This window comes from Halomonas ventosae (genome assembly GCF_004363555.1).
GTDB classification, from domain to species: domain Bacteria; phylum Pseudomonadota; class Gammaproteobacteria; order Pseudomonadales; family Halomonadaceae; genus Halomonas; species Halomonas ventosae.
In genome coordinates this window covers 92,233-105,217 of the sequence record NZ_SNZJ01000009.1, presented here as the reverse complement: position 1 = coordinate 105,217, position 12,985 = coordinate 92,233, and the positions used below count along the sequence as shown (strand labels likewise).

Sequence of the window (12,985 nt, the reverse complement as noted above, 5' to 3'; positions counted from 1 at the left end):
CCCAGATCAAGGAGCACCACCATGACGATCTTCGAAGCCTTGCGTGAGGACCACGATATCCAGCGGGAGCTGCTGGAAAATCTCCTGCAGACGTCCGGCGACAGCCAGGAGCGTGACCAGCTCTACCGCCAGCTGCGCGCCGAGCTTCAATACCATGCTGCCGCCGAAGAGCGCGCCCTCTACGTCCCGATGATGGCGATCGACCTGACTCAGGAGAAGGCCCGTCATAGCGTGGCGGAGCACCATGAGATCGACGAACAGCTCGAGACCCTGGATGCCACCGACTACACCTCGCCTGGATGGCTGACCCAGGCCAGGAAGCTGAGCGAGCTGGTGATCCATCACCTCGACGAGGAAGAACACGAGGTCTTTCAGCTTGCAGGCAGGGGGCTTGCGGAACACCAGAAAAGCGAACTCGCCGAATCCTATCGGCAGGAAATGGCGAGACAGCGGCAGGGCTCCTAGGAGTCAGATGAAGGGCGGGACTTCCGGAAGGCGCCCTCGAGGATCCGCACCCGGTCCGCGGCCAGGTTGTCGCGCAGGTTGCGCGCCATCTCGGCGAAGGCCTCGCCGAAGATCAGCCCCGGACCGGGCAGCACCGGACCCGGGGGCGCGAGATCGCCCTCACGACGGCTGTGCTTGCGTCGCCAGGCAAGCGCCGACTCGGTGACGTCCTGCACCGCCACCGGGGCGAAGCCGCCCTCGGCCAGCAGCCCCTCCAGGACGTGACGGGAGCGCAGGTGGCTGGTCTCGACGCGGCGTGCCCAGGGGACCGGCAGGCGCAGCGGCGAGGGGTCGTCGCCGGCCACCACCTCGTGCAGCAGCAGCGTGCCGCCCGGCACCAGCAGCCGGCGCCACTCGGCGAGCACCGCGGCGATGTCGGGCATGTTCATCAACGCATGCTGGCACCACACCGCATCGAAGGCGCCATCCGCCAGCGGCGCGCGCGCCGCATCGGCGCACAGGAAGCGCGTCCGGCCGTCGAGGCCGGTGGCACGGCTCAGCCAGCCGGCCACCTCGACGAAGGCCGCGGTGATGTCCAGCCCCGTCACCTCGGCGCCGAACTCCGCCGCCAGCAGCCGGCTCGCCCCGCCCGTGCCGCAGCCCACGTCCAGCACCCGGCTGCCCGGGGCGAGGCGCCCCAGGGCCGCCAGCGAGCGGCTGGCCCGTCGCCCGCCCAGGTGCAGCTGGTCGATGCCGGCCACCTCGTCCAGGGTGAGGCGATCCGGGTCGCATCCCGCCTCGCGGAAGGCCGACCGCAGCCGTACCGTCAGGCTTGGCCCGCCCCGTTCGGCAGGCGCATCATAGTGGGCATCGAGCTGGCGGGCATGGTCGGTCATGGCATTCTCCTGGGGCAGGCCCCTGGGACAGGGATCACCGCCAGTCTAGCCGGGCAAGGCCCCGTTCCCCATCGTGCAAAGGTCACGGCCGGCCGCCGCCCCCGGCCAGGCGCGGATTTTCACCCTGGGCCCCGCCACTTTCATCCGACCGACCCTGGCCCTTGAGTCGGCCGGCGACGGACGGGATGGTGTTGCCAGCCGCCACAACATCGACAACAGGTGCCTACATGCCTTCCGACATGAGCCTCGATCACTTCTTCGCCCGCCTCTGGGACGACTATACCGCCATGACGCCCCAGGCGAGCCGCATCCATGACGCCCTGGTCGCCGACGGCGAGACCATCGTCAACGACCACGTGGCCTTCCGCACTTTCGACCGCGGCCCCATCCGCCTGGCCGACCTTGAGCCCCACCTGCTGGCGCTGGGCTACACCCGACTGGAGCCCTACGACTTCGAGGCCAAGAAGCTGCGTGCCTGGGGCTACCTGCCGCCGCGGGAGGACCAGCCCAGGGTCTTCCTCTCGGAGCTGAAGTGCCGCGAGCTCTCGGCCCCCGCCCAGGAGATCATCGACGAGCTGGTGGCCCAGGTCGATCCCGCCCGCATTGCCTCGCCCGAAGTGCTCTGGGCCGGCCGCCTCTGGGAGACGCCGACCTGGGGGGAGTACCGGACCCTCGCGGAAGAGAGCGAGTACGCCGCCTGGCTGTCGATCATCGGGCTGCGGGCCAACCACTTCACGGTCAGCGTCAACCACCTGCGCCGCCACGACACCCTGGAGAAGCTGCTGGCGAAGGTCGAGTCGCTGGGGCTCTCCATCAATGCCTCCGGCGGGCGCATCAAGGGCTCCCCCGAGGTGCTGCTCGAGCAGGCCTCGACGCTCGCCGACCGCATGCCCTTCACCTTCTCCGGCGGCCGGGTCGAGGAGATTCCCACCTGCTACTACGAGTTCGCCCGCCGCTACCCGGATGCCGAGGGGCGGCTCTACCAGGGCTTCGTCGCCGCCAGCGCCGACCGGATCTTCGAGTCCACCGACGCCCGTCCCGACCATGCTGGCTGAGTGGCTCGACCAGGGCCTGGAGGGGCGCCCGCCCTCCCGCGCCGAGGGCGGGGTCGCCGGGGGGCGTTTCCGGCTGCTCGCTCCGGGGGTGCTCGAGCTCGTGCCGGACACCCCCGCGCCGGCGGCGAGGGCCTGCGTGCTCTCGGTCGGTGTCCACGGCAACGAGACGGCCCCCATGGAGCTGCTGGGCGAGGTCCTGGCCCGGCTGGAGGCCGGGCTGCTTCGCCTGGGCGCCCCGCTGCTGGTGATCCTGGGCAACCCCGAGGCGATCCGGCGCGGCGAGCGCTATGTCGCCACCAACCTCAACCGGCTGTTCCGCCGCGACCTCGAGGAGGCGGGTGACGAGCCCGACCGGGCCCGGGCGCTGATGGCCGAGGTGGATGCCTTCTACGCCCGCCATCCCGGCCGGGAGCGCCTGCACTACGACCTGCACACGGCGATCCGCGACAGCCGCTTCCCCCGCTTCGTGGTCGAGCCCTTCGCCGAGACGCCGATGCCTCCCGAGCAGTGGCGCTGGCTGGCCGCCGCCGGCATCCAGGCGGTACTGCACCAGCACCGCCACAGCTGGACCTTCTCGCATTACGCCAGGCACTACCATGGCGCGGCGGCCTTCACCCTGGAACTGGGCCGCGCCCGGCCGTTCGGCCACAACGACCTCACCCCCCTGGCGCCCATGGCCCGGCTGCTCGAGGCACTGGTGGAGGGCGGTGCCCCGGCCGAGGGCGACCCCGGTGCCATGACCTTCTTTCGCGCCGAGCACGAGCTGCTGCGCCACAGCAAGGCCTTCCGGCTCTGCTTCCCGGACAATACGCCCAACTTCAGCGAGTTCCCGCCGGGCACCCGACTGGCGGAAGACGCCGTCGCCGGCGAGACCCGCGTCGGCGCGACGCCCCTGTCGGTGGTCTTTCCCAATGCCGAGGTCGAGATCGGTGCCCGGGCGGCGCTGCTGGTGGTGCCGAGCCCGCCACCGGCCTGACGCCCCCGGCCCCCACGACAACAATCAACAACAACAATCGACAACAACAATCGCCAGGAGAATCCCCATGTCCCATGCCATCCCCGCCCCGGACCGAGGTAGACTATCCGGCTGGTCGCGGTCTCCTTCCGGAAATCCTCCGGCCTGTTAGAATCGCCCTCTTTTCGATCCCCGGTCCTGACCCGGCCCGCGCCGGCCGACCCCTGATGCGGCGGACCGCCCACGATCTGGAGCCCGTTCCATGGCCGATACCCCGATTCCGCTGGAAGTGCGCAACATCACCAAGCGCTTCGGCGACACCGAGGTCCTCAAGGGCCTCTCCCTGAAGGCCCACAAGGGCGACGTGATCACGCTGATCGGAGCCTCCGGTTCCGGCAAGAGCACCTTCCTGCGCTGCATGAACCTGCTCGAGCAGCCCGACGAGGGCGACCTGATCGTCCACGGCGAGGAGATCCGCTTCAAGCAGACCCGACACGGCCGCGAGCCGGCCGACTGGAAGCAGGTCGTGCGCATGCGCGCCAAGCTCTCCATGGTCTTCCAGAGTTTCAACCTCTGGGCCCACATGACCCTGCTCGAGAACGTCATCGAGGCGCCGGTGCATGTGCTCGGAAAGTCGAAGAAGGAGGCCATCGCCCATGCCCGGCAGCTGCTCGAGCGGGTCGGCCTGGCCGAACGCGCCGACTACTACCCGGCGCAGATGTCCGGCGGCCAGCAGCAGCGCGGGGCCATCGCCCGAGCCCTGGCCATGGACCCCGAGGTGATGCTCTTCGACGAGCCCACCTCGGCCCTGGACCCGGAGCTGGTTGGCGACGTGCTGAAGGTGATGCGCGACCTCGCCGAGGAGGGCCGCACCATGATCGTGGTCACCCACGAGATGGCCTTCGCCCGCGACGTCTCTTCCCAGGTGATCTATCTCCACCAGGGGCGGGTCGAGGAAGCCGGCCCGCCGGACGAGGTGCTGGGCAACCCGCGCTCCGATCGGCTAAAGCAGTTCCTGGCGCCCAAGCACTGAGGCGACCCGGACGAGGAGACTCCCATGATCGACCTTCACGGCTACGGCCCGCGCCTCGCCGAAGGCGCGCTGATCACCATCGAGCTGGCGGTGCTTTCACTGCTCCTGGCCATCGTGCTGGGCCTGCTCACCGCCAGCGCCAAGATGTCACGAAGCTGGCTGGCCCACCGCATCGGCACCCTCTATACCACCGTCATCCGCGGCGTCCCCGACCTGGTGCTGATGATGCTGCTCTTCTTCGGCGGCCAGATCGGCATCAACATGGTCACCGACCAGCTCTACGAGCGCTTCGGCTGGGACATCTTCATCAACGTCAACGAGTTCGTCGCCGGGGTGATCACCATCGGGCTGATCTTCGGGGCCTACATGGGCGAGACCTTCCGCGGCGCCTTCCTGGCGGTGGACAGCGGCCAGATCGAGGCCGGCCGCGCCTACGGCATGAACCACTGGCTGGTGTTCCGGCGCATCCGCTTCCCGCAGATGATGCGCCACGCCATCCCCGGCCTTTCCAACAACTGGATGGTGCTGCTCAAGACCACCGCCCTGGTCTCGGTGATCGGCCTCACCGACATGGTGCGGGTGGCCGCAGAGGCCTCCAAGGCCACCCGCGAGCCCTTCACCTTCATGATCATCGTCGCCGCCATCTACCTGCTGATCGCCTCGGTCTCGGAGTGGGGCTTCGCGCGGCTGCAGAAACGCTATGACGTCGGCTACCGGGAGGCGGACTGATGGAAGCCCTGATGACCTGGCTGGAAGCCCAGCTCGCCGACAACAGCATCTTCACCCTGCAGACCCTCGGCTACTACGGCGAGGGCCTGGTCACCACCGTGCAGCTGGTGTTCCTGTCGCTGATCATCGGCCTGGTGCTGGCGGTCCCGCTGGCCATCGGCCGCGGCTCGCGGCATCGCTGGATCAGCCTGCCGATCTTCCTCTACTGCTACGTGTTCCGCGGCACGCCGCTGCTGGTCCAGCTCTACCTGATCTACTACGGCGTGGTGTTCGTCGAGGGAATCCAGGAGACCTGGCTGTGGGTGATCCTCGAGAAGCCCTTCGTGCCGGCGCTGATCGCCTTCACCCTCAATACCGCGGCCTACACCACCGAGATCTTCCGCGGCGCCATCAAGTCCACGGCCCGGGGCGAGATCGAGGCCGCGCGGGCCTACGGCATGTCCCGGGGGCTGATGCTGCGGCGCATCGTGCTGCCCAGCGCCTTCCGGCGCGCCCTGCCGGCCTACGGCAACGAGGTGATCTTCATGCTCCACGCCAGCGCCATCGCCAGCGTGGTCACCATCATGGACCTCACCGGCGCGGCCCGCTTCGTCTATGCACGCTACTACGCGCCCTTCGACGCCTTCCTGTTCGTCGCGGCCATCTACCTCTGCCTGACGTTCGCCATCCTCTACCTGTTCCGCTACCTGGAACGGCGCCTGCTGGCGCACCTCAAGCCGGCCAGCGGCTGACAGGCGACGACGGGGAGCGTAAAACAATCGTTGGGAACCGGCGTTTGAAAGCGACCGGTTCTCCCTTCCGACGGACCCGGGCATACGCTATCGTGGTCGCGTCGTCACCCACGAGGTGAAACCACCAACAACACGGGAAGACACCCATGAAGCTACACAAGATCCTGAGCCTCGGCGTGTTCGGCGCCGCCCTGGTCGCCGGCAGCGCCAGTGCCGAGGTCCGCGACATCCGCATCGGCGTCGACGTGCCCTACGAGCCCATGGAGTACCGCACCCCCGATGGCGAGCTGACCGGCTTCGACATCGACCTGGGCAACGCCCTGTGCGCCGAGATCGGCATCCAGTGCGAGTGGGTCGTGCAGGGCTGGGACGGCATCATCCCCGGCCTCCAGGCGCGCAAGTACGACGCCATCATGTCCTCGATGACCATCAACGAGCAGCGCCGTGAGCAGGTGCTGTTCTCCGATCCCTACATCACCCCGCCGTCGGCCTGGTTCGCCCCCGGCGATGTCGAGATCGGTACCCCGTCCGAGGAGACCCTCGATGGCCTGACCCTCGGCGTGCAGCGCGGCACCCTGCAGGACAACTACGTGACCGACCTGTATGGCGACGTGGCCGACGTCAACCGCTACGCCACCGCCGACGACATGGTGCTGGACATGGATTCCGGCCGCCTCGATGCGGTGTTCCTCGACTTCCCGATCGGCAAGTCCACCCTGCTCGACAGCGAGGCCGGCGACTACAAGGTGGTGGGCAAGAAGATCACCGAGCCCAAGGAGTACTTCGGCGAGGGCTTCGGCATCGCCTTCCGCCAGCGTGACAAGGAGCTGGCCGAGGCCTTCAACGCGGCCCTGGCGACGCTGAAGGAGAACGGCACCTACGACGAGATCCACGAGAGGTACTTCGGCGCGGACTGACCCGAGCGGTCAACCGCCAGCCGACACGACCGGGGCCCCAGCGGCCCCGGTCCTGCGTTCGGGTCCGGTCTTCAGGGCGAGGCCTTCAGGACGGGGCCCGGGAAGCGCTCCCGCGCCGCTCGATGGCCCGGCGCATGAAGGCCAGGATCCAGCGCACCATCAGGGTGTCGTCCACCGGCGCCGAGAGCGATGCCTCGCCCTCGCGCACCCGGTGGTGGCCGACCAGGTCGGCGCGCAGCGCCATCAGGTCCCGGGAGTAGGCCGGAGTAAACTCGGGATGGCCCTGCACGCCGAGAAAGTGCTCGCCGACCTGCATCAGGTAGGCCGGGCAGAAGTCGCTGCCGCCCAGCACCCGAGCGCCCTCCGGCAGCCGCGCCACCTGGTCCTGGTGGCTCACCAGCAGGTCGAGTCCCGGCTGCCAGGGCGTCATCCAGTCGGCCCGCTCGGTGACCCGGTTGAACGACAGGCCCACGCCCCAGCCCCTGGTGCTCTTCACCACCTCGCCGCCCAGCGCCCTGGCCATCAGCTGGTGGCCGAAGCAGATGCCCACCAGCGGCTTGCCCGCCACCCAGAGGGCGCGCACGAAGGCCTCGAGCGCGGCGATCCAGGGCAGGTCATCGTTGACCCCGAACTTCGATCCCGTGGTCAGCCAGGCATCCACCGCCTCGACGTCGTCGGGGATCTCGCCGTCCAGGCAGCGCCACACCCGGAACCTCAGGCTCGGGTCGACGCGATGGAACAGCGCCTCGAACATCTCGGGGTAGTTGCCGTGGCGCCCGCGCAACTCCGGCGCCACGTCGTCACACTGCAGCAGTCCGATCACCATGCCCTGCCCTCCCGCGTCATCTCGCCCCCTACTCGAGCCGAGCGCCCAGGCGCCGCGGCCGGCCATCGACCCGATGCGTTCAGAGCCGGCCCTCCACGGCCGCCACGAAGAGGTCGCGGTACTCGTCGGCCGAGAAGGCGACGGGATTGGTCCCCGAGGAGGGGTCTTCCACCGCCATCCGTCCCACCCGCTCGGCACGCCCGCTGTCGATGCCCAGCTCGGCCAGGGTGTGCGGGATGCCGAGCCGCTCGCGCAGGTCCAGCACCCAGTCGATTACGCTGGCCGTCCCGGGCTGGGACAGAGCGAGGTAGCGTCCCAGGCGCACCATGGGCTCGCCGATGGCCCGCTCGTTGGCGCGCAGCACATAGGGCATCAGCACCGCATTGAGGGTGCCGTGGTGGGCGTCATGCAGCGCCCCGAGGGGGTGGGCCAGGGCGTGCATGGCGCCCAGGCCGCGCTGGAAGGCGGTGGCGCCCATGCTCGAGGCCACCAGCATGTTCATGCGCGCCTCCAGGTCCCCGCCGTCGGCGAAGGCCCGGGGCAGGAAGTCGCGCACCCGCCTCACCCCCTCCACGGCGATGCCCTCCGCCATGGGGTGGAACATCGGCGAGCACCAGGCCTCCAGGCAGTGGGAGAGCGCGTCCATGCCGGTGGCCGCGGTGATGGCCGCCGGCAGGCCGACGGTGAGCTCCGGATCGAGGATGACCCGGTCCGGCACCATGCCGGGATGGAAGATGATCCGCTTGACGTGGGCCGCCTCGTCGGTGATCACCGAGGCGCGCCCCACCTCGGAGCCGGTGCCGGCGGTGGTGGGCACCGCCACGCAGGGCACGATGGCCGCCCCGTCGGCACGGGTCCAGTTGTCGCCCACGTCCTCCAGCGCCCACAGCGAGAGTCCCTCGCGCTGGCGGGCCATCAGTGCCACGGCCTTGGCGGCATCGAGCCCCGAGCCGCCGCCGAAGGCGATCACCCCGTCGTGGCCGCCATCGTTGAAGGCAGCCACCCCGGCCAGCACGTTGGCCCCGGTGGGGTTGCCCTTGATCTCGCTGAAGACCCCGATGGCCAGGCCCTCGGCCCGGCCCAGGTCGAGGAGGTCGCGCACCATGGGCAGGCCCGCCAGGCCCGGGTCGGTGACCAGCAGCGGCGCGGTCATGCCGAGCTCCCGGCACAGCCCGGGAAGCTCGCGGACGCGGCCGGGGCCGGTGAGGATGGGGGCCGGGTAGTTCCAGCCCATGCGGTAGTGGTCGGGATCGAAGCTCATGGGGACCTCCGCCGTCAGGCATGCTTGAGATGGAAGGACTTGGGCCGGGTCAGGGTCTCGTAGCCCAGCCGCGACAGCGAGCAGCCGCGACCGGAACACTTGACCCCCGTCCAGGCCAGTTCCGGGTCCAGGTAGTCGCAGCGGTTGGTGAAGACCGTGCCGGCCTCCAGCCGCCGGGCGATGGCCTCGCCGGCGACGAGGTCGCGGGTGAACACCGCCGCGGTGAGGCCGAAGGCACTGTCGTTCATCAGCGCGATGGCGGCCTCGTCGTCGGCCACCGGCATGACGCCCACCACCGGGCCAAAGCTCTCCTCGGTCATCACGCGCATGGTGTGGTCGACCCCGGTCAGCAGCTGGGGCGCCAGGTAGGCGCTGCCCGGCACCGAGAGCGGGTAGTCGCCGGGGTCGATCCAGGCCGTGGCGCCGGCCGCCACCGCCTCCTCCACCTGGCCGCGCACGAAGTCCGCCGCCGCCGGCCTGACCAGCGGGCCGAGGGTCGTCGCCGGGTCGGTGGGGTTGCCGAGCCGGAGCTGTCGCACCCAGGCCACCGCGCGCTCGACGAAGGCGTCGTGGATCGAGGCGTCCACGTAGAGGCGCTCGATCCCGCAGCAGCTCTGCCCCGAGTTGAAGAAGGCCCCGTCCATCACCCCCTCCACCGCGGCGTCGAGATCGGCATCGGCGCGCACGTAGGCCGGATCCTTGCCGCCCAGCTCCAGGCCGGTGGCGATGAAGCGCCCGACAGCGTTGCGCTCGACCATGGCCCCGCCCGCCACCGAGCCGGTGAAGGCGACGTGGTCGAGCCGCGGGTCACGGATCAGCGCCTCGGTGTCGGCATGGGAGAGGTGCAGGTGCTGGAAAACGCCAGCCGGCAGCCCGGCCTCGTCGCAGGCCTGCTGGAGGCGCTCGGCGCACAGCGGCGTCTGGGCGGAGTGCTTGAGGAGCACGCTGTTGCCGGCCATGATCGCCGGCACCAGGGCGTTCACCGCGGTCATGTAGGGGTAGTTCCAGGGTGCCACCACCAGCGATACCCCCAGCGGCTCGCGGGTGATGTAGCGCGTGAAGCCGGGCTTTTCTGCCAGCTGGATCGGCGCCAGCGCCTCCTCGGCCAGGGCGATCATGGTCCGCGCCCGCTCCTCGAAGCCGCCCACCTCGCCGGCGGCCGCGGCGATGGGCCGCCCCATCTGCCAGGTCAGCTCCTCCGCCAGGGCGTCGCGGCGAGCCACGAAGGCATCCACCATGCGCGAGCAGAGACGCGCGCGCTCCTCCAGCGGCACCTCGCGCCAGTCACGCTGTGCCGCCACCGCCTTGTCGAGGGCCGCCTCGATGGCCGCCGCAGAGGCCTGTTCCCGCTCCACGTAGACCGACCCGTCCACCGGCGAAATCGTGCGTTGTATGGCCATGATTTTGGGCACTCCCACTCAATGTTGCCGCGTAGGAAACCTTGAAGACGCGTCATGAGCGAACGCAGGTCGTGCGTGGCCGGAGCGCAGGATCCGGAGCCTACTCCAGTAGGTGAGGAATCCGAGCACCGCCCGCGTGCGAGATGCGGAGCGCAATAGCGTATTCATCGTTTCCTCAGATGATCTCGAAATAGCGATCCAACTCCCAGTCCGTGATATGGCGCCGGAACTGGCGCTCCTCCCACTCGCGGGTCGCCGCGAAGTGCTCGACGAAGTCGTCGCCGAAGAGGTCGCGGGCCGCCGCCGAGCCCCGCAGGCGCTGGGCGGCCTCCCACAGGGTACGGGGCAGCGCCTGGTGCGGCGGATGCTCGCGATCATAGGCGTTGCCCTCGACCGGCGGGTCGGGCTCGAGGCGCTGCTCGATCCCCCAGAGTCCCGAGGCGATGGCCGCGGCCATCGCCAGGTAGGGATTGGCATCGGCGCTGCCCAGGCGGTACTCGACCCGCTGGGAGGCCTCGCTGCCGGGAATCACCCGCAGCGCGGTGGTACGGTTCTCGACGCCCCAGGTGGCATCGGTGGGCGCCCAGAAGCCGGGGATCAGCCGGGTGTAGCTGTTGATGGTGGGGGCAAACATCGCCAGCAGCTCCGGCATCAGGGCCTGCTGGCCGGCCACGAAGTGGCGCTGCAGGTCGCTCATCCGGTCCGGCGCCGCCGCATCGAAGAAGGCCGAGGCGCCACTGTCGGCGTGGCGCAGCGACAGGTGGATATGGCCACTCTGGCCAGGATAGTCCGGTGACCACTTGGCCATGAAGGTGGCCATCAGGCCTCGACGCTGGGCCCACACCTTGGTGAAGGTCTTGAACAACGCCCCCTTGTCGGCGGCGGCGATCGCCTCGTCCACCCCGATCGCCGCCTCGAGCACCCCGGGGCCGGTCTCGGTGTGCAGCCCCTCGATGGGAAAGTCCATGGCCTCGGCCATGGCCAGCAGCTCGTGGTAGAGCTCGCCGTGCACCGAGCTCCTGAGCATGGAGTAGCCCATCATGTCGGGGGTGAACGGCCTCAGGTTCCGGAAACCCTTCTCGCGGACCGATTCCGGCGTCTCCTGGAAGAGGAAGAACTCGTACTCCAGGGCGGCACGGGCGGTGAAGCCCATCGCCTCGGCCCGCGCCAGCACCCGCCTGAGCAGGCCGCGAGGGCAGATCGCCTCGGCGGGGCCCTCGAACTCGGCGAGGAAGAGCAGCATGTCGCCCTCGGCGGGCACCTCGCGACAGCTCTCCGGCACGATCCGCAGTGGCGCATCCGGGTAGCCGGTGTGCCAGCCGGTGAAGCGCACGTTGTCGTAGAGCTCGTCCTTGCTGTCCCAGCCCAGCACCACATCGCAGAAGGCGAATCCCTTCTCCAGGGAAGCGAAGAACTTCTCGCGCCCCATGTACTTGCCGAGCATCACGCCGTCGATGTCGAACATCCCCACCTTGACGTGGCTGAGGCCACGGGCCTCGACGATGCGGCGCGCGTCCTCGGCACTGGCTACCGCTCTTGGCTGCAATCGGCTCATGGCGCCTCCTCATCCTGCCGGGTCCTGTCCCACCGTCGACCGACGGCGAGCCTGCGGGGCGGGCGACGGGCGCCGCACCACCCCGTCCGTTGCTCAGGAGTAGCGGTAAGGAGGACCGGCCTCCTGCATGGTCTGGCGATAGTCCTTGAGGATCTGCACCACTCGGGCGCTGCGCTCGCTCTCCTGGGCGATCTCGTCCCAGAACGACAGCGCCTCGTCCTCGATGGTCTGCCACTCCGCCTCGGGGATCGAGGTCAGCTCCAGCTTGCCGCCGGTGGTGCGGTAGTGCGCCTCGCCCCACCAGTACCAGTGCTGGCGGTAGTAGTGGGAGCTGTCCATGCAGAGGCGGAACAGCGTCTTCAAGTGCTCGGGCAGCTCCTCCCAGCGCTCGGTGTTGGCGAAGTAGGAGCCGGACCAGGCGCCGGAGATGTTGTTGGTCAGGTAGTAGCTGCTGACATCGGCCCAGCCCACGGTGTAGGCCTCGGTGATGCCGGCCCAGGCGATGCCGTCGAGCTCGCGGGTCTGCATGGCGACCTCGATGTCCTCCCAGGGCAGGGTCACCGGCACCACGCCGAAGCGGCTCAGGAAGCGCCCCGCCGTGGGGAAGGTGAAGACCCGCTTGCCCTCGAGGTCCTTGATGCTGCGGATCGGCTCCCGGGTGACGAAGTTGCAGGGATCCCAGGAGCCGGACCCCAGCCAGGTCACGCCCTCCACCTCGCCGTAGGCCTCCTCCCAGATCTCCTTGAGGCCGTAGTGGTGGAACAGCGCCGGCACGTCGAGGCTGTAGCGCGAGGCGAAGGGGAAGTAGCCGCCGAACACCGAGACATCCACCGGGGCGTTGATGGAGTCGTCGTCGCTCTGCACCGCATCGATGGTGCCGCGCTGCATGGCGCGGAACAGCTCGCCGGTGGGCACCAGCTGGTCGGCGTAGTAGAGCTCGATCTCCATCTCGCCGTTGGCGGCCCGGTTGAAGGCATCGATGGAGGGCTTGATGACGTGCTCGGCCAGGGCCGGGCCGGCATAGGTCTGCAGGCGCCAGCGGATGGGGCTGGATTGCGCCTTCACGTAGGGGGCACCGACGGTGGCCGCCCCGACCGTGGCGGCGGTGGCCACCCCGGCCTTCTTGAGGAAATCGCGACGGTTGGTCATGGTTCTTCTCCTGCGATGGTGGTTGTTGTTCGGC

General features: G+C 69.4%; 13 protein-coding genes. 7 read left to right on the top strand and 6 right to left on the bottom strand.

The genetic code is table 11. The annotated features are described in order from the left end of the window. Positions 1 to 21: 21 nt before the first annotated feature. Positions 22 to 465 carry a hemerythrin domain-containing protein gene (locus DFP85_RS09640; protein WP_133636069.1) on the top strand — a complete coding sequence of 148 codons (444 nt, stop codon included), beginning with the start codon at positions 22 to 24 and terminating at the stop codon, positions 463 to 465. Here DFP85_RS09640 and DFP85_RS09635 read toward each other — a convergent pair. Continuing rightward, positions 462 to 1,340 carry a class I SAM-dependent methyltransferase gene (locus DFP85_RS09635; protein WP_133636068.1) on the bottom strand — a complete coding sequence of 293 codons (879 nt, stop codon included), beginning with the start codon at positions 1,338 to 1,340 and terminating at the stop codon, positions 462 to 464. The two genes, DFP85_RS09640 and DFP85_RS09635, sit on opposite strands and share 4 nt — an antisense overlap. Before the next feature lie 227 nt (positions 1,341 to 1,567). On the opposite strand from DFP85_RS09635, the gene DFP85_RS09630 reads away from it, so the two are divergent. The 6 genes from DFP85_RS09630 (at position 1,568) to DFP85_RS09605 (ending at position 6,760) form a co-directional block, all read left to right on the top strand. Next, positions 1,568 to 2,395 (top strand): DUF1338 domain-containing protein, encoded by an 828-nt coding sequence (locus tag DFP85_RS09630; protein ID WP_166644626.1) that lies wholly within the window; start codon positions 1,568 to 1,570, stop codon positions 2,393 to 2,395. Beyond that, positions 2,385 to 3,371 (top strand): succinylglutamate desuccinylase, encoded by a 987-nt coding sequence (locus tag DFP85_RS09625; RefSeq protein WP_133636067.1) that lies wholly within the window; start codon positions 2,385 to 2,387, stop codon positions 3,369 to 3,371. The genes DFP85_RS09630 and DFP85_RS09625 overlap by 11 nt, the downstream gene beginning before the upstream one ends. A 241-nt stretch (positions 3,372 to 3,612) precedes the next feature. Further along, positions 3,613 to 4,383, top strand: a complete 771-nt coding sequence (locus tag DFP85_RS09620) for an ABC transporter ATP-binding protein (RefSeq protein ID WP_133636066.1) — start codon at positions 3,613 to 3,615, stop codon at positions 4,381 to 4,383. Between the two features lie 24 nt (positions 4,384 to 4,407). After that, complete coding sequence (locus DFP85_RS09615; RefSeq protein WP_133636065.1) at positions 4,408 to 5,112, top strand: ABC transporter permease; 705 nt, start codon at positions 4,408 to 4,410, stop codon at positions 5,110 to 5,112. Beyond that, positions 5,112 to 5,843 (top strand): ABC transporter permease, encoded by a 732-nt coding sequence (locus tag DFP85_RS09610; protein ID WP_133636064.1) that lies wholly within the window; start codon positions 5,112 to 5,114, stop codon positions 5,841 to 5,843. Before DFP85_RS09615 ends, DFP85_RS09610 begins: the two co-directional genes overlap by 1 nt. Before the next feature lie 146 nt (positions 5,844 to 5,989). Continuing rightward, the gene (locus DFP85_RS09605; RefSeq protein ID WP_133636063.1) at positions 5,990 to 6,760 is read left to right on the top strand and encodes a transporter substrate-binding domain-containing protein; all 771 of its coding nucleotides are present in this window, start codon (positions 5,990 to 5,992) and stop codon (positions 6,758 to 6,760) included. An 85-nt stretch (positions 6,761 to 6,845) separates the two neighbouring features. Here DFP85_RS09605 and DFP85_RS09600 read toward each other — a convergent pair whose 3' ends face one another. The 5 genes from DFP85_RS09600 to DFP85_RS09580 form a co-directional block, all read right to left on the bottom strand. Further along, positions 6,846 to 7,586, bottom strand: coding sequence for a glutamine amidotransferase-related protein (locus DFP85_RS09600; protein ID WP_133636062.1), 741 nt, complete (start codon positions 7,584 to 7,586; stop codon positions 6,846 to 6,848). A gap of 79 nt (positions 7,587 to 7,665) precedes the next feature. After that, positions 7,666 to 8,847, bottom strand: a complete 1,182-nt coding sequence (locus DFP85_RS09595) for an iron-containing alcohol dehydrogenase (protein ID WP_133636061.1) — start codon at positions 8,845 to 8,847, stop codon at positions 7,666 to 7,668. A gap of 14 nt (positions 8,848 to 8,861) precedes the next feature. After that, a complete protein-coding gene (locus tag DFP85_RS09590) occupies positions 8,862 to 10,247 on the bottom strand; it encodes an aldehyde dehydrogenase family protein (RefSeq protein WP_133636060.1) in 1,386 nt (461 codons plus the stop codon). Positions 10,248 to 10,422: 175 nt separating this feature from the next. Then, positions 10,423 to 11,802, bottom strand: coding sequence for a glutamine synthetase family protein (locus tag DFP85_RS09585; protein ID WP_133636059.1), 1,380 nt, complete (start codon positions 11,800 to 11,802; stop codon positions 10,423 to 10,425). A 93-nt stretch (positions 11,803 to 11,895) separates the two neighbouring features. Next, positions 11,896 to 12,951: a TRAP transporter substrate-binding protein gene (locus tag DFP85_RS09580; protein ID WP_133636058.1), complete on the bottom strand. Its 1,056-nt coding sequence runs from the start codon at positions 12,949 to 12,951 to the stop codon at positions 11,896 to 11,898. Positions 12,952 to 12,985: the final 34 nt, after the last annotated feature.